The sequence below is a fragment of the Microbacterium amylolyticum genome, from assembly GCF_011046975.1.
Classification (GTDB): domain Bacteria; phylum Actinomycetota; class Actinomycetes; order Actinomycetales; family Microbacteriaceae; genus Microbacterium; species Microbacterium amylolyticum.
Genome location: NZ_CP049253.1, coordinates 1363937 through 1379816, shown reverse-complemented (window position 1 = coordinate 1379816; position 15880 = coordinate 1363937). Strand labels below are relative to the sequence as shown.

Sequence of the window (15880 nt, the reverse complement as noted above, 5' to 3'; positions counted from 1 at the left end):
ATGGCTGTGAAGTCGAAGTCCGCAGCGCGTTCGCGCCGCCACGCTCGCCTTCGCAAGAAGGTCGTCGGTACCGCAGAGCGTCCCCGTCTCGTCGTGACACGCTCCGCTCGCCACGTCTTCGTGCAGGTCGTCGATGACGCCCAGGGCCACACTCTTGCCTCGGCGTCGACGCTCGAGACCGAGCTCCGTTCGCTTGAGGGCGACAAGACCGCCAAGGCCCGTAAGGTCGGCGAGCTTCTCGCCGAGCGCGCGAAGGTCGCTGGCATTGAGACCGTCGTGTTCGACCGCGGTGGCAACCGGTACGCCGGTCGCGTTGCAGCGATCGCCGACGGCGCCCGCGAAGGAGGGCTGAGCCTGTGAGTGACATCAAGGAGACAACCGAAGTGACCACGGAAGCAGCTCAGACCGCGCCCGAGACGGCACCGGCCGAGCAGCGCAACGACCGTCGTGGGGGTGGCGACCGAGGTGGCCGCGGCCGTGGCGACCGTCGTGGCAACGACCGCAACAGCCGTGGCAACGACAGCCAGTTCCTGGAGCGCGTCGTCACGATCAACCGCGTCTCGAAGGTCGTGAAGGGTGGTCGTCGCTTCAGCTTCACCGCTCTCGTGGTCGTCGGTGACGGCAACGGTCTCGTGGGTGTCGGCTACGGCAAGGCCCGCGAAGTTCCCCTCGCAATCTCGAAGGGTGTCGAGGAAGCTAAGCGCAACTTCTTCCGCGTCCCCCGCATCGAGTCGACGATTCCCCACCCCGTCCAGGGTGAGGAAGCCGCCGGTGTTGTGCTTCTGCGTCCGGCCGTTGCGGGTACCGGTGTTATCGCCGGTGGTCCCGTCCGCGCCGTTCTCGAGTGCGCCGGTATCCACGACATCCTTTCGAAGTCGCTGGGTTCGTCGAACACGATCAACATCGTGCACGCGACGGTTGCGGCCCTGAAGGCACTCGAGGAGCCTCGTGCGGTTGCCGCACGTCGTGGCCTCGACTTCGACCAGGTCGCTCCCGCCCGTATCGTCCGTGCGGAGGCTAAGGCCGCCGCTGCAGCGAAGGCAGGTGCCTGATGGCCGCGCGTCTGAAGGTTACGCAGATCAAGTCCAAGGTGAGCGAGAAGCAGAACCAGCGTCACACGCTTCGCAGCCTCGGTCTCAAGCGCATCGGTGACGCGGTTGTCCGCCCCGATGACGCTCAGACCCGCGGCTACGTTCGTGCCGTTGCTCACCTCGTCAAGGTTGAGGAGATCGACTGATGGCTGATAACACCGAGACACGCCCCGGCGTGCTCAAGGCTCACCACCTCCGTCCCGTCCCCGGCGCCAACACCGCAAAGACCCGCAAGGGTCGCGGTGAGGGCTCGAAGGGTAAGACGGCCGGCCGAGGCACCAAGGGAACCCGCGCTCGCAACACCGTGCGCGTTGGTTTCGAGGGTGGCCAGATGCCGCTTCACATGCGCACCCCCAAGCTGCGCGGCTTCAAGAACCCGTTCCGCACCGAGTACCAGGTCGTGAACGTGGACAAGATCGCTGCTGCCTTCCCTGAGGGTGGCGACGTGACGGTTGAGGCTCTCGTTGCCAAGGGTCTCGTTCGCAAGAACGAGCTCGTCAAGGTCCTGGGCGGCGGCGACCTCGATGTCGCGCTGAACGTCAAGGTCGACAAGGTTTCGACCTCGGCGCAGGCCAAGATCGAGGCCGCTGGCGGTTCGATTAAGTAAGCACGGACCTCGTGCGTTACACGGAAAGGGTCGGGAGCTCACAGCTCCCGGCCCTTTCCGCTAGTCTGGTGGACGGTGCGCGCTGACGCGCGCATCTTCCATTCCTGGGAGGCAGTTACTTGTTTAGCGCAATCGCGCGGATCTTCCGCACGCCCGACCTGCGTCGGAAGATCGGCTTCACGCTTGGCATCATCGCTATCTATCGATTCGGCGCGCACGTTCCGTCGCCGTTTATCGACTACCCCAACGTTCAGCAGTGTCTTGCTGAGACGTCGGGGCAGGATGGCCTGCTGTCTCTCGTCAACCTGTTCTCCGGCGGCGCCCTGTTGCAGCTGTCGATCTTCGCGCTCGGCGTTATGCCGTACATCACCGCGACGATCATCACGCAGCTCCTGCGCGTCGTCATTCCGCACTTCGAGACGCTCCACAAGGAGGGGCAGGCGGGACAGGGCAAGCTGACGCAGTACACGCGCTATCTGACGATCGCGCTGGCGCTGCTGCAGTCGACCACCCTCGTCACCGTTGCCCGCTCCGGTCAGCTCTTCGGTGCCACCAGCGTGCCTGAGTGCATGCAGTTGCTCACGAGCGACAGCTGGATGGCCCAGGGCATGATCATCCTCACCATGACCGCCGGAACCGGCCTCGTGATGTGGATGGCGGAGCTCGTCACCGAGCGCGGTATCGGCAACGGTATGTCCCTGCTGATCTTCACGTCGATCGCCGCAACGTTCCCCGGTGCCCTCGGCGCCATCTGGGCGGCACGTGGCTTCGAGATCTTCCTTCTCGTCATCGCGATTGGCATCGTCATCATCGCGGCCGTCGTCTTCGTTGAGCAGTCCCAGCGGCGGGTTCCTGTTCAGTACGCGAAGCGCATGGTCGGACGCCGCACCTACGGTGGCTCGAACACGTACATCCCGATCAAGGTCAACATGGCGGGCGTTGTGCCGGTCATCTTCGCTTCGTCGCTGCTGTACATCCCTGCCCTCATCGCGCAGTTCAACACGCCGACAGACGGCCAGCTTCCCCCGGCCTGGGTGCAGTGGATCAACCAGTACTTCACAACGGGCGATCACCCGCTGTACATGGCGGTCTACTTCCTGCTCATCATCGGATTCACGTTCTTCTACGTCGCGATCACGTTCAACCCGGTCGACGTCGCAGACAACATGAAGAAGTACGGCGGGTTCATCCCCGGCATCCGTGCGGGTCGCCCCACGGCCGAGTACCTCGACTACGTGCTCACGCGTATCACGACGCCGGGTTCGATCTACCTCGGTCTCATCGCGCTCATCCCGCTGATCGCTCTGGCAACGGTTCAGGCCAACCAGAACTTCCCGTTCGGCGGCGCCTCGATCCTCATCATCGTCGGCGTGGGTCTGGAGACGGTTAAGCAGATCGACGCGCAGCTTCAGCAGCGCCACTACGAAGGACTTCTCAAGTGACGGCACGTCTGCTCATCGTCGGCCCCCAGGGGTCGGGCAAGGGAACGCAGGGCGTTCGCATCGCCGAGGCCTACGGCATCCCCACGGTCTCGACGGGCGACATCTTCCGCGCGAACATCAAAAACGAAACCGAGCTGGGCAAGAAGGTCAAGGCCATCACCGACGCCGGAGATCTCGTTCCGGACGAGGTCACCAGCGAGATCGTTCGCGATCGCCTGGACGAGCCCGACGCCACCGAGGGTTTTCTGCTCGATGGCTACCCGCGCAACGCGGTTCAGGTGGGTCACCTGGACGAGTTCCTCGCCGGCCGCGAAGAGGCGCTGGAAGCCGTGATCCTGCTGGACGTTCCTCGCGAGGAATCGATCGCTCGGATCACGCAGCGCGCCGCTGAGCAGGGCCGTAGCGACGACACCGAAGAGGCCATCGCCAAGCGCCTCGAGATCTACGAGCGCGAAACGGCGCCGATTGTCGACACCTACGCCGAGCGTGGCATCGTCGACCGCATCAACGGCGTCGGAACGCTCGACGAGATCACCGCGCGCATCTTCGCTGCTCTCGACGCGCGCGGCTTCACCCGGTAACGCTCGTGTTCCGCAGGTCGATCTACAAAAAGCCCGATCAGCTTCGCGGCATGGTCGAGCCCGGTCGCATCACTGCGGCCGCGCTCGACGCCGTGAGCGAGGCGATTCGTCCCGGTATTACCACCGGCGAGCTCGACCGCATCGCGAACGACGTGATCGTCGCAGCCGGGGCCCACAGCAATTTCCAGCTGGTGCCCGGATACAGCCACACCGTGTGCGTTTCGGTCAACGAGCAGGTGGTGCACGGCATGCCGGGCGACCGCGTGCTGGAAGCCGGTGACATCGTCTCCGTCGACTGCGGCGCCGAAACCCCTGAAGGCTGGAACGGCGACTCCGCGCGCACGTTCATCGTCCCGGGCGGAGAAGACACCGAACTGGTCCAACAGCGCCAGGAGCTCAGCGATGTCACCCGCGGATCAATGTGGGCCGGTATCGCGGCGCTGGCATCCGCCTCGCACCTGGGGCAGGTGGGCGCGGCCATCGAGGATTACATCGAGGCCAACCCGCTTCCGTCGACGGGTCAGCCCGCCGGAATCCTGCGCGACTATGTGGGGCACGGCATCGGGCGCAAGATGCACGAAGCGCCAACGCTGTTCCACTACGCAACGTCCGAACGCGGCGCCGAGATCAAGCCCGGACTGTGCATCTGCGTTGAGCCGATGATGACCGCCGGCGACGAAGACGTGTTCGTGGAAGACGACGAGTGGACCGTGACAACGGTCGACGGATCCAGCGGCGCACACTGGGAACATAGCGTTGCGGTGCATCATAAGGGAATCTGGGTTCTCACCGCTCCTGATGGGGGAGCGGCGGGGCTCGCGCCGTTTGGTGTGACACCCACCCCGATTCCCTGACCCCCCTCTACAGGAGTATTCAGACATGGCAGGCAAGAACCGCAATGTGTTTGCGATCATCATCTCGGCGGTTGTCGTTGTGGCAGTTGTTGCCGTTGGCGCACTCGTCGTTGTGATGAACAACCGCGCAAGTGCCCCCGCGCAGGCGCCCGCGGCCGGTCTCGTCAACCAGGACAACGGTGGTGTCGCCCTGGGCGACGGGCCGGACCTCGTGCAGGAGTACGTGGACTTCATGTGCCCCGCCTGCAAGCGTTCCTTCGACGCCTACGGTGACGACCTGACCGAGCGGATCGAGAGCGGCGACATCACGCTCGAGATCCACCCGATCTCAATCCTCGATCACCAGTCGCAGGGCACCGAGTACTCCACGCGCGCGGCCGCAGCAACGTACTGCGTCGCCGAAGATAACGGCGATGCGTTCTACCCCTTCGTCGACCTGCTGTTCAAGAACCAGCCGCGTCAGAGCTCCACCGGCCTGGACAATGACCAGCTCACCAGGTACGCCGAGCAGGCCGGCGCAGCTGGGGCCGCATCGTGCATCGCCGACGGCACCTACATGGACTTCGTCGCCGAGAAGACCTCTGAGGCCAACATCACGGCAACGCCCACGATTCGCGTCAACGGCGAAGAGATCGCCCCGACAATGAACTTCGAGAACGACATTCTCCCCTTGCTGGCAGGCTAAGTCGTTTTGTGCTCGTCGCCGCGCCTTCTTCGGAGGGCGCGGCGACGAGTATTTTCCGTTGGCGCCGGGCAAACCTGAGCGCTAGCACGAAGCCGACACGCCCGGGTTGATCCACACAGGCGTGTCGTCTACTATAGATCTTTGGCGTGTTGCGCCTGCGTTCGCGCGCATCAGCACCGCCGAATCACCCCATTCACCGCAGACCGGCCGGTCTGCTCAAGCGATAGCGAGTTTATGGCTAAAGACGGTGTCATCGAGATCGAAGGCACGGTGTCCGAGGCGCTTCCCAACGCGATGTTCCGCGTTGAGTTGTCGAACGGTCACAAGGTGCTCGCCACGATCTCGGGCAAGATGCGGCAGAACTACATCCGCATCATTCCCGAGGACCGTGTCGTCGTGGAGCTCAGCCCCTACGACCTCACGCGTGGACGCATCGTCTACCGCTACCGCTGATCGGCCTGGCCGAGAAGTAACGTCGCCGGTTTCCCAGCCGGTGCACGAAGACAGCGATAGGAACACCCATGAAGGTTCAGCCCAGCGTTAAGCCCATTTGCGACAGCTGCAAGATCATCCGCCGCAACGGCCGCGTGATGGTTATCTGCAAGTCGAACCCGCGTCACAAGCAGCGCCAGGGCTAATCTCCTGACGCGGCCGCCGCGGCCGCTAGGCATACAACTCAACATGATTTCGGCAGAGTCAGAACCCGCATAACGCGGGGGACACCTCGGGGCGGAGGCCCGGGCACCGATTCTGCTCCACACCTCCACTATCAACAGGAGAAACCGCATGGCACGTCTTGCCGGCGTTGACATCCCGCGTGACAAGCGCGTGGTGATCGCACTCACATACATCTACGGCATTGGCCGTACTCGTTCGATCGAGGTCCTTGCGGCCACGGGTATCGACGAGAGCATCCGCGTCAAGGACCTCAGCGATGAGCAGCTCATCGCACTCCGTGACGCGATCGAAGGTACATACAAGGTTGAGGGTGACCTCCGCCGTGAAGTTGCCGCCGACATTCGCCGCAAGGTCGAAATCGGTTCCTACGAGGGTATCCGCCACCGGCGCGGCCTTCCCGTGCGCGGTCAGCGCACCAAGACCAACGCGCGTACCCGCAAGGGTCGGAAGCGCACGGTCGCAGGTAAGAAGAAGGCTCGCTAAGGGTTTATAGGAGATCACAATGGCAACGCCGAAGACCGCCGCGCGCAAGCCGCGCCGCAAGGAAAAGAAGAACGTCGCACTGGGCCAGGCCCACATCAAGTCGACGTTCAACAACACGATCGTTTCGATCACCGACCCCTCGGGCGCCGTCCTGAGCTGGGCCTCGTCGGGTGGCGTGGGCTTCAAGGGCTCACGCAAGTCGACGCCGTACGCCGCCGGCATGGCTGCCGAGGCTGCTGCACGTCAGGCACAGGACCACGGCGTCAAGAAGGTCGACGTCTTCGTCAAGGGACCGGGATCGGGTCGCGAGACCGCGATTCGTTCGCTGCAGTCGGCTGGCCTCGAGGTCGGCTCGATTTCGGATGTGACGCCCCAGGCGCACAACGGCTGCCGTCCGCCGAAGCGCCGCCGCGTCTGAGCACGCTCTTTGCCGGGGCGCCGACACTGTCGGCGCCCCGGCAAGACGCCGTTCCACCCGTGCGCTGGAAGCGCGCATGAGGAACAGCAGCTCGCACGCTGCTGTCACAACTCACGACCTCATTCACCAAGTGTCATATAGCGGGCACTTGATCGAAAGGAACACATAGTGCTCATCGCACAGCGTCCCACCCTGACCGAGGAGAAGATCTCGGAGTTCCGCAGCCGGTTCATCATTGAGCCGCTGGAGCCCGGGTTCGGCTACACGATTGGCAACTCGCTGCGTCGCAGCCTGCTGTCGTCGATTCCCGGCGCTGCCGTCACGAGCATCCGCATCGACGGCGTGCTGCACGAGTTCAGCACCATCCCCGGTGTTGTTGAAGATGTCACGCAGATCATCCTCAACATCAAGAAGCTTGTTGTTTCGAGCGAGCGCGACGAGCCGATCACGGCTTACCTGCGCAAGACCGGCGCGGGCCAGGTTACGGCTGCCGACATTTCGGCTCCGGCCGGCGTCGAGGTGCACAACCCCGAGCTGGTTATCGCCACGCTGAACGACAACGCCAAGTTCGAGCTTGAGCTCACCATCGAGCGTGGCCGCGGCTACGTCTCGGCTGGTCAGAACCGCAACGAGTACGCCGAGGCCGGGCAGGTTCCCGTCGACTCGATCTACTCGCCCGTGGTCAAGGTCGCCTACCGTGTCGAGGCAACTCGTGCCGGTGAGCGCACCGACTTCGACAAGCTCATTCTTGACGTTGAGACCAAGGCGTCCATCCAGCCGCGCGACGCCGTCGCATCGGCAGGTCGTACGCTGGTCGAGCTGTTCGGCCTCGCTCGCGAGCTGAACGAAGAGGCTGAGGGCATCGAGATTGGTCCTGCACCGGTTGAGCAGGTTCTCACGAACGAGCTGTCGATGCCGATCGAAGACCTCGATCTGTCGGTTCGCTCGTACAACTGCCTCAAGCGCGAGGGAATCAACACGGTCAGCGAGCTCGTCGCCCTTTCGGAGACGCAGCTTATGAACATCCGCAATTTCGGACAGAAGTCGGTGGACGAGGTGCGCGACAAGCTCACCTCGCTCGGACTGTCGCTGAAGGATTCGGTGCCCGGCTTTGACGGCGCCAACTTCTACAGCGGCTACGACGACGAGACGATCTGATCCACCTGACTCTCTGACACTGGAGCAACGAGAACATGCCTAAGCCCACGAAGGGTGCCCGCCTCGGTGGCGGCGCAGCCCACGAGCGTCTGATCCTCGCGAACCTCGCGTCGGCGCTGTTCACCCACAAGTCGATCAAGACGACGGAGACCAAGGCCAAGCGCCTGCGTCCCATCGCTGAGCGACTCGTCACGTTCGGCAAGCGCGGCGACCTCGCCTCGCGTCGTCGCGCGCTGGCGATCCTCCGCGACAAGAACGCCGTCTACGAGCTGTTCGACGTCATCGCACCGCAGGTTGCGGACCGCGAGGGCGGCTACACCCGCATCACGAAGATCGGCCCCCGCAAGGGTGACAACGCCCCTATGGCCGTGATTGAGCTCGTTCTCGAGCCCGTCACGCCCAAGGTCAAGGCAACCGCGACCTCGGAGGCTCCCGTCGAGGAGCCCGTCGAGGAGACCCCGGTTGTTGCCGAGGACGCTCCCGCCGCTGCCGAGGAGGCTCCCGCTGAGGAGACCACCGAGGACGAGGCGAAGTAACACCTCTTCACCACCGCGGGCCCCCTGGATTCGTCCAGGGGGCCCGCGGTGTTTTGCGCGCTTTTCTGGCGGTGTGGGTGGGCCGCGCGTCGCACCCTCCGACCGAACGAAGGAATTCCGTGCGCCCGGGGCCTGTTTCGGGCGGGTTCGGGCCGTTTCGGCGCAGTTTTTCCTTCGTTCGGCATCGCGGGGGCTGCGGGTCGCATGGAAAACACCCGACCGCCCAGCGATTTTGGCCGGTAGCTTCCGGTGCTAGCGGATACGCCCGTCAACGCGAAAAGGCCTCACGCGATGCGTGAGGCCTTTTCTAACGTGGCGAGTGAGGGATTCGAACCCCCGAAGCATTCCGCGGCTGATTTACAGTCAGCTCCCTTTGGCCGCTCGGGCAACTCGCCAGGTGCGCACCCGCCCAACTTTCCCAGCCAACCGGAGACGCAAGAGTTAATCATACGCACGCCCTCGCCACAGGAAAAATCGAGACAGCCGGGCGCGCCTGAGAATTTCTCGGACGACGGGTGTCGCCCCGGATGATCCCGGGGCGACACCCGGGTGAACCCGCACGGTTTCGTACCCGAACGGCGTCGCCGGATGCGATCATGGGGCTCTGAAGACAAGGGAGACGCTATGTCCGAGTCAAACGTTCCCATTCCGCCGCGACCCGCCCCTGCGCCAGAAGCGCGGGAATCGGACGGTATGCCCCTGCTGATGAAGGGGGCCATCTGGGTCGCGATCGGTTCGCTGATCGCCGCGGCGATTGTCACGGTCGTCTGGGTGCTCTTGACACCAGAGGGCGACATTATCGGGAAGGCCTTCCTGACGATTCTGCTCCTGGCAGGCTTCGCGGGCGTCACGCTCCTCGACGCGAACCTTGCGTCGAAGCGGCCCCAGTGGTTCGTCCTCGCGAGCACCGTCGGATGGGTGATCGTGCTGTTGTCCAGCCTCACGATCCTCTGGTCCGATTGGGGGCCCTGGGGTGAGATCGGGAAGGCTTTCAGCTTCATTTCCGTGATCGTTCTCGTTGTCCTGGCGCTGGTCCATCAGCGACTGTTTTGGAAGTCGCATCTGCGCTACGTCACCACGTTCACGCGCACGATCGCGCTGGTGACGACCGCGCTGGTCGTTTTGCTGCTGGGCATGGCGCTTCTGCGGCTCGTTTTGCCGTACGTCATCGACTTCCCCGATATCTACGGGCGGCTGATGGTGTCGGTCGCGATCCTGGGGGCCGTGGGAACGGCCATGATCCCGTTGCTGAACGCGCTGTTCGGCCCGAAGAAGTCGCGGCCGCAGCCTCCGGCGTACGCGAAGCAGGTGCCGGTCCCGCAGCCGGCGGGGGTCGAGCAGGCTCCGGTCGAGCAGCTTCCGTGGCCCATGTACGCCGACGGTGTCACGCCGTTCCCCATGCTGCCCAACGGCCAGCCCGACTTCGAAGGCGCCCACTCCGGTGTGCTCTCGCCGGGCGCACGCCACCTGACGCCAGCGACAGAGCCAGCGGCCCCCGAAGCCCTCGAAGCCCCGGCTGAACGGGTCGCCCCGGCTCCTGCTCCGCCGCAAAGCCCATTCCCCCCAACGCCCCCGCGTCCCGAGTAGAACGCACATGTGGCCCGCGCACCGAATTGGTGCGCGGGCCACATTCGTGTTTGGCGCATGGACTTGAGGTCCGTCTCGGGCAGGAGAGGGGCCCGGGCCGCCATTACCGACGCGCGCGATAGCGTGGACGCATGAGCCTCGAGATTCAGTTGCGCGATCTTGCCCGCGACGTTGCGATCGAAGCGGGGGAGCTCGCCGTTCGGAGACGCTCGGAGGGCGTCAGTATCGCCGAGAGTAAGTCGTCGGTCGCCGATATTGTCACCGAGGCTGACCGCGAGGTGGAGACCCTCATCCGCGGGCTTCTCCTGGCGGCGCGCCCCGGCGACGGTTTCCTCGGCGAGGAATCGGGGCATGAAGAGGGAACCACGGATGTGGCGTGGGTAGTTGATCCGATCGATGGCACCGTGAACTACGCATACGGCATCCCGCAGTACGCGGTGAGTATCGCCGCAGCGCGTGGGGGAACGGACCCGCTGGCGTGGACGGCGATCGCCGGAGCCGTTCGTCACCCCGCTTTTGATGAGACCTTCTCGGCCGCGCGCGGCGAAGGAGCCGTGCTCGACAGTCTCGACGGAAGCACCCGCCTGGCCGTGAATACAGAGTTTCCGGCCGGAGCTCTGCTCGCCACCGGTTTCGGCTACGACAAGGCGACGCACGACGCTGATATCGACACCGTTCGCCGGGTGATGCCGATCGCACGCGATGTTCGTCGTGCGGGAGCCGCGGCGCTCGACTTCGCGCATGTGGCGGCCGGGCGCCTGGACGGCTACTTTGAGCGCGGGTTGAAGCCGTGGGACCGCGCGGCCGGCGCGCTCATCGTGCAGGAGGCGGGCGGGCGGATTCTCGATCTGCCAGCAGACCGGCACGGACGCATTATGACGATCGCCGGCGATGCGGAACTCGTGAGCCGTATCGGTGATCGCGTGTCTGGAATCACCGCCGACGAGTAGACAGGCGAGGCTCGGAATCTGACGCGGATCGTCGCCGATTCCTGGCGAAAACCTGGTGTTCTCCTCCATGACACCGTCGCAACAACGGAAAAAGGTTGACTCGATTGGCGTTTTCAGGGGGATACCCGTACCGTAGTTACCTGTTCGTTACTTTGCTCCCCCGCAAGGGCACGCACCACCCGCTCACAGCCCCGCCCAGGGCGTCCCCCGAAAGTGCGCATTCGTGAAATCTGATTCCTCTGCCGCGGCGACCGCGACTACGCGACGCTCACGGCGTGCCGCTCGCGCGGCCGACGCACAGGTCGCAGAGGACGTTATCGCAGAGGTCACGATCTCCGAGCAGCCTCCGCTGTCGCGCCGCGCACGCCGGCGTGTTGGGACGGGCGCTACGCCCGTTGTTGAGGACCCGGCCCCGATCGCTCCCGAGTTCGATGCGCCGCTCGCTCCCGCAGCAGATGTTCCGACGCCGTCGGAAGAGCAGCAGAAGCAGCAGGATGCTTTCGCCGCAGCTGCGGAAGCATTCAGCTTTACGGGTGAGCAGATTCGCGTTGTCGACGAAGAGTCGGCGGCAGAGCGCGAGCAGCCCACACGACGTGAGCGTTCCGCAGCGAGCAAGGCGCTGAATACTCCGTTCCGTCGCTTTGCGGCAGCTACGGCATCGGCAGGCGCACTCGTGGCTGTCGGCCTCATCGCCGCTGGCGCAACGTTGCCGTTCGCCACAGGAACCGGTGCTCTCACCGATGTTGCCGCGGCGAGCGGGTCTGAGACCGAGACCGTCGAGGTCGCGGCTCTTCCTGAAACTCAGCTGCAGGCGTACGTTGCAGGCGAGAATGTCGAAACGAACGCCCTGACGCGCGTCGAGGGCTACGAGGCATCCACGCAGCAGAACGTGGCCTTCGCGGCCGCCGCGGCCAGCGGCATCAATACCGCCAACGCGGTGTTCGAGAACGACATTCGTGCGGATATCCAGTGGCCGTTCATCGTCGGAACCGGCATGAGCTCGCCTTACGGCATGCGCTGGGGACGTTTGCACGAGGGAATCGACTTCGTTCCTGGCGAGGGTGCTCCGATTCAGTCGATCGCTGACGGTGTTGTCCGTATCGCTACCGAGGCGGGCGGCGCCTACGGTGTGAACGTGTACGTCGACCACATCATCGACGGACAGCTTGTGTCGTCCCACTACGCGCACATGCAGTACGGCTCGTTGCAGGTGCAGGCTGGTGACACGGTCAAGGTCGGCGATGTGCTCGGAAACGTTGGCAACACGGGCCGTTCGTATGGTGCACACCTGCACTTCGAGGTCATCGTCAACGGAACCGCGATCGACCCGATGCCCTGGATGCAGGAGCACGGTAACCGTCACTTCAGTGACGAGGAGCGCGAAGCGGCACGGGCGGCGATCGTTGATCAGCTCGGCGGCGCGTTCCTTACTGATTAATCGCCGAGGATCGCAACGCCCGGGGTGCCGGGATTAGCGCATCGGAAATCGGCTTGGTATGATTTTCTGGTTGCCCAGATAAGGGCACACGCCCCGATAGCTCAGTGGTAGAGCACTTCCATGGTAAGGAAGGGGTCGTCAGTTCAATCCTGACTCGGGGCTCGCATGGCAACTAAATACGGCGGAGTAGCTCAGATGGTGAGAGCGCACGACTCATAATCGTGAGGTCGCGGGTTCGAGTCCCGCCTCCGCTACAGATAGCCCCTCGAATTTCCCGGAATCACGCGGAAATCGAGGGGCTTTTTCATTTTCATCGGCGTCTCGTATCGCCTGCGTCTGACATTGCTTCGCGGATGCCGAGTTCGACTGGTCGGCCGCGTCGGGGGGTGGATACAGGCAGTCCGACAACGGGCGGGAACTCGGAGGCGATGGCATGGACGAATGCCTGGAAACCACAGTCCTGCGCGAAGCCGAACCTCGCCCAGGCTCTGTCGAGTTTTAACGCCCGCCGTCGTGAGTGCATCTCGGTGTGCCATGGAGTTCTCCTGTTCCTAGGCATATCTTTCCCTGGTTGATTTCCCTGCTCCCGTCAAACATGAAGGGGACATCACCTGTTCGGCGACCTCGATCGCGACGTTCTGCTCACCCTCCGAGGCCACCACTCAACGGGCAACGACGGGCTCGTGCGCGTGACCTACGACGTCGCGCGCCGCTGAAACAGTGGCTATCGGCGTTCTTTCGAAGAACGGCCCACGGATACGCCGTTCGTCTTCTACCGTGGCGGAGTGCGTTCTCTCATCAGACTCGACGACTGGACTCCTGCCGACATCGAGCAGGTTTTCGCCCTCGCTGACGACTACGACGCTGGTCGTGGGGCGGTGACGTCAGGGTGCGCCGTCATGTTCTTTCCCTCGACGAGCCTGCGAACCCGGGTCACCTTCGAACGCGGGGCCTCGCTCATGGGGCTCCAGCCGATCGTGCTTCCCGACTCGACGCTCGATAAGACCGAGGCTCTCGGCGATGTTACGGGCTACCTTCACGCGTGGGCGGACGTCGTTGTCGCCCGACACCGCGACCTCGCCGTTGTGGACGGCTTGGACGCAGCAGGTGTCCTTCCGATTGTGAACGCCATGACCGACGAGAACCACCCCTGCGAAGTGCTCTCCGATCTCTGGTCGCTCCGGCTCCACGCCGACCTAGCGTCGATGCGATTTCTGTTCGTCGGAGCCGACGGCAACATCGCGCGGGCGTGGCACGAAGCCGTTCGCGTGCTCCAGCTCGATATGGTTCAGTGCTGTCCGGGCGAGGTCCGAACGCCGGGCGCCCGGTGGACTGATGACCTCGAGACGGCGATCCGGTCCGCCGATGTGATCCTCGCCGACGGACCGGGCCCGCACAGCGATGTTCTCGCGTCGTACCGGATTACCGCGGCTCTTCTCGATACGGCCCCAGCGGGCGCGCGCCTCAATCCTTGCCCGCCCTTCATTCGCGGCCGAGAGGTGAGCGCAGATGCGCTGGAGCACCCCGCCTTCGTCGGCCACGCTTTCAAGAGGTCTCTTCTGCCTGTGCAACAGGCGGTCATGGCCTTCTGCCTCGGACTTGCGTGATGACGGAGCACCTGTCGGCCGCGCTCAGCCCTGGGCCCGTCGGCCGGCGGCGGCTTCGGCGACGACGTGGGCAATTCGACGCGACCGCGTCACATCTCGAGCTGCCGTGACGATCCACCACAGCATCTGTTTGCGCGCGCTGGGAGGAAAACCATCCCAGTTGCTTCGTGCCAGCGGATTCCGATCGAGTGCCGCTTTCAGTTGTGGTGGCTCCTCGAGATCTTCGACCTGATCCAAGATCGTCCACCATCCGGTGGACTTTGCTGCGGCGATGGCGTTACGGCCCGCGTCGACCATGAGCCCACGCTCTTCCATGGCCGCCGCTCGGGTGCGGTTGAGTCGGGTCCAGGAACTCTTCGGTCTGCGCGGCGTGAACAACTGAAGGTTACGTTCCTCGTCGAGGACGGCGATCGTGGAATCGATCCATCCGAAGCATATGGCTTCCTCGACGGCCTCGGGGTACGGACAGCGCGCGCGGCCCGTGGCGGTGCGCCAGGAACACAACCACACGCCGCGAAAAGTCGTGTGGTTGTCTAACAGCCATGTCCGCCACTCGGCCCGGGTCTCGGCATGGAAGATCGGGTAGTCGAATTTCCACGTCGGGGGATGATCCGAGGCTGCGGGGGTCGCATCCGAAGCGGTCACGAGAGTCGCTCCCGATCTACGAGGTGAGCGGTGAGTCGCCCAACGGCGCTCGCGAGCTCGTCCGGCTCGAGGACAGACACAGGGGCGGTGAGCGCTATCTCGGCCACGGTCATCGCGAGCCGTCCGAGGTCTTCGCTGCGGATCTGGACGACGCAGTGTTCTGTGTGTTCCTCCCTCAGAGCGTGGTCAGCCCACCGGAGGACGCCCTCAACCTCGGCGAAAGGTTTGTGAATGATGAGCGTCGCGTTGTGGTCACGGGCAGTGAGGCCGACCGAGCTCGCGACGAAACCGGCCGCGTCTCCACCGGGAATCGTGCGGGGCGCAAAATGGCTGCCGAGCTGATGCGGCTCGACATGCCGTCTGCTGCTCTCGCCCTGATGTCGCCGGTAACCGCCGTACCTTCCCGAGATCGAATCGATCGGGTAGCCGAGCTCGCGAAGGCGGTCGAGGTCTCGGCGCACCGTTCGTTCGGTCACTCCGAGCCGCGCTGCAAGTTCTGCGCAGGGCCAGATGCGGTGGGTCTGCAGAAGCGACAACAACTGCAGCGCCTGGCCCGTGGAATCAGTTCGCATGACCTCAGCTTGCCGAAGATCGAGGACACCCGGTGTCCAGAATGCTTCGTCGGTCACGATTGGGGCGCGAACGTCGTCTGAGGATTGGCCCTGCTGCACCCGGTCCGTGTCGACAAGGTGATCAACCTGAGCCTGCCGTGTGGATATTGCGTACGTCGGTCATGCCTCATGCTCTCGCGGTCTCGGACGTGACCGCCCGGCCGTGTGCTCATCCGCGCTCAGCCAGGGCACCATCAACGTCGTGGACGGGTTTTCTGAATAGCCCTTCCACCGCAGCGCACTGAGCTCAACGTCATCCATGACGTCTCGGAGGGCCTCTGCCGTTACTGCGTCCAGCTCGCCCATGCAGGGAGTGATGTCGCGAATCTCCGGGTGATCAGGTGCCGCGCGGTCAACGACGTCCCACCACCAGTCGAGCGTTGCCAACTCCTCGTCGAGCGAAACGTACTCGGACCACCGCACGGCGTGCCCTTCAGTTTCATGCGACGAGGGTAGGGGGGAACGGCAAAGGTGCACGAGCCCTGCGCCCGACGGCCATTGTCGTTGTC

Annotated in this window: 21 protein-coding genes and 3 tRNA genes; 20 read left to right on the top strand and 4 right to left on the bottom strand. The window is 64.2% G+C overall.

The window, feature by feature from the left end:
- From rplR to rplQ, 14 genes are all read left to right on the top strand, one after another.
- Positions 1–360, top strand: a complete 360-nt coding sequence (gene rplR, locus G6N81_RS06770; protein WP_165134770.1) for a 50S ribosomal protein L18 — start codon at positions 1–3, stop codon at positions 358–360.
- Positions 357–1052, top strand: a complete 696-nt coding sequence (gene rpsE, locus G6N81_RS06765) for a 30S ribosomal protein S5 (RefSeq protein WP_206527850.1) — start codon at positions 357–359, stop codon at positions 1050–1052. Before rplR ends, rpsE begins: the two co-directional genes overlap by 4 nt.
- Complete coding sequence (gene rpmD, locus G6N81_RS06760) at positions 1052–1237, top strand: 50S ribosomal protein L30 (RefSeq protein WP_029151044.1); 186 nt, start codon at positions 1052–1054, stop codon at positions 1235–1237. Before rpsE ends, rpmD begins: the two co-directional genes overlap by 1 nt.
- Positions 1237–1698 carry a 50S ribosomal protein L15 gene (rplO, locus tag G6N81_RS06755; RefSeq protein ID WP_165134767.1) on the top strand — a complete coding sequence of 154 codons (462 nt, stop codon included), beginning with the start codon at positions 1237–1239 and terminating at the stop codon, positions 1696–1698. Before rpmD ends, rplO begins: the two co-directional genes overlap by 1 nt.
- Positions 1699–1817: 119 nt before the next feature.
- Positions 1818–3140 carry a preprotein translocase subunit SecY gene (gene secY, locus G6N81_RS06750; protein ID WP_165134764.1) on the top strand — a complete coding sequence of 441 codons (1323 nt, stop codon included), beginning with the start codon at positions 1818–1820 and terminating at the stop codon, positions 3138–3140.
- The gene (locus tag G6N81_RS06745) at positions 3137–3721 is read left to right on the top strand and encodes an adenylate kinase (protein ID WP_241244899.1); all 585 of its coding nucleotides are present in this window, start codon (positions 3137–3139) and stop codon (positions 3719–3721) included. The genes secY and G6N81_RS06745 overlap by 4 nt, the downstream gene beginning before the upstream one ends.
- Positions 3722–3771: 50 nt before the next feature.
- Complete coding sequence (map, locus tag G6N81_RS06740) at positions 3772–4575, top strand: type I methionyl aminopeptidase (RefSeq protein ID WP_241245127.1); 804 nt, start codon at positions 3772–3774, stop codon at positions 4573–4575.
- A gap of 25 nt (positions 4576–4600) precedes the next feature.
- Positions 4601–5260, top strand: coding sequence for a DsbA family protein (locus tag G6N81_RS06735; protein WP_165134760.1), 660 nt, complete (start codon positions 4601–4603; stop codon positions 5258–5260).
- Between the two features lie 234 nt (positions 5261–5494).
- A complete protein-coding gene (infA, locus tag G6N81_RS06730; protein WP_165134758.1) occupies positions 5495–5713 on the top strand; it encodes a translation initiation factor IF-1 in 219 nt (72 codons plus the stop codon).
- A gap of 68 nt (positions 5714–5781) precedes the next feature.
- Entirely contained in the window at positions 5782–5898 is a 117-nt protein-coding gene (rpmJ, locus tag G6N81_RS06725) for a 50S ribosomal protein L36 (RefSeq protein ID WP_105566322.1), read from the top strand.
- Between the two features lie 148 nt (positions 5899–6046).
- Positions 6047–6421, top strand: a complete 375-nt coding sequence (gene rpsM / locus G6N81_RS06720) for a 30S ribosomal protein S13 (protein WP_165134756.1) — start codon at positions 6047–6049, stop codon at positions 6419–6421.
- 19 nt (positions 6422–6440) lie between these two features.
- Positions 6441–6839: a 30S ribosomal protein S11 gene (gene rpsK / locus G6N81_RS06715; RefSeq protein WP_165134753.1), complete on the top strand. Its 399-nt coding sequence runs from the start codon at positions 6441–6443 to the stop codon at positions 6837–6839.
- Positions 6840–7007: 168 nt separating this feature from the next.
- Positions 7008–7997 carry a DNA-directed RNA polymerase subunit alpha gene (locus G6N81_RS06710; RefSeq protein ID WP_165134751.1) on the top strand — a complete coding sequence of 330 codons (990 nt, stop codon included), beginning with the start codon at positions 7008–7010 and terminating at the stop codon, positions 7995–7997.
- A gap of 35 nt (positions 7998–8032) precedes the next feature.
- Positions 8033–8533, top strand: a complete 501-nt coding sequence (gene rplQ, locus G6N81_RS06705) for a 50S ribosomal protein L17 (RefSeq protein WP_165134749.1) — start codon at positions 8033–8035, stop codon at positions 8531–8533.
- 313 nt (positions 8534–8846) lie between these two features.
- Here rplQ and G6N81_RS06700 read toward each other — a convergent pair.
- Positions 8847–8928 (bottom strand) — tRNA-Tyr (locus G6N81_RS06700).
- Between the two features lie 229 nt (positions 8929–9157).
- Here G6N81_RS06700 and G6N81_RS06695 point away from each other — a divergent pair.
- The 6 genes from G6N81_RS06695 (at position 9158) to G6N81_RS06670 (ending at position 14115) form a co-directional block, all read left to right on the top strand.
- Positions 9158–10120, top strand: coding sequence for a hypothetical protein (locus G6N81_RS06695; RefSeq protein ID WP_165134746.1), 963 nt, complete (start codon positions 9158–9160; stop codon positions 10118–10120).
- Between the two features lie 131 nt (positions 10121–10251).
- Positions 10252–11070: an inositol monophosphatase family protein gene (locus G6N81_RS06690; RefSeq protein ID WP_165134743.1), complete on the top strand. Its 819-nt coding sequence runs from the start codon at positions 10252–10254 to the stop codon at positions 11068–11070.
- Positions 11071–11293: 223 nt separating this feature from the next.
- The gene (locus G6N81_RS06685; protein WP_165134740.1) at positions 11294–12508 is read left to right on the top strand and encodes a M23 family metallopeptidase; all 1215 of its coding nucleotides are present in this window, start codon (positions 11294–11296) and stop codon (positions 12506–12508) included.
- A gap of 90 nt (positions 12509–12598) precedes the next feature.
- Positions 12599–12670, top strand: a tRNA-Thr gene (locus G6N81_RS06680).
- Between the two features lie 18 nt (positions 12671–12688).
- Positions 12689–12762: transfer RNA gene (locus tag G6N81_RS06675), tRNA-Met, on the top strand.
- Between the two features lie 531 nt (positions 12763–13293).
- On the top strand, positions 13294–14115 hold the full coding sequence (locus tag G6N81_RS06670; RefSeq protein WP_241244891.1) for an ornithine carbamoyltransferase: 822 nt from the start codon (positions 13294–13296) through the stop codon (positions 14113–14115).
- 24 nt (positions 14116–14139) lie between these two features.
- Here the strand turns inward: G6N81_RS06670 and G6N81_RS06665 are convergent, their stop codons facing one another.
- The 3 genes from G6N81_RS06665 to G6N81_RS06655 form a co-directional block, all read right to left on the bottom strand.
- Positions 14140–14760 carry a YdeI/OmpD-associated family protein gene (locus tag G6N81_RS06665; protein ID WP_165134737.1) on the bottom strand — a complete coding sequence of 207 codons (621 nt, stop codon included), beginning with the start codon at positions 14758–14760 and terminating at the stop codon, positions 14140–14142.
- Positions 14757–15332 carry an HTH domain-containing protein gene (locus G6N81_RS12950; RefSeq protein WP_165134734.1) on the bottom strand — a complete coding sequence of 192 codons (576 nt, stop codon included), beginning with the start codon at positions 15330–15332 and terminating at the stop codon, positions 14757–14759. The genes G6N81_RS06665 and G6N81_RS12950 overlap by 4 nt, the downstream gene beginning before the upstream one ends.
- 159 nt (positions 15333–15491) lie before the next feature.
- Complete coding sequence (locus G6N81_RS06655; protein WP_165134732.1) at positions 15492–15794, bottom strand: hypothetical protein; 303 nt, start codon at positions 15792–15794, stop codon at positions 15492–15494.
- Positions 15795–15880: the final 86 nt, after the last annotated feature.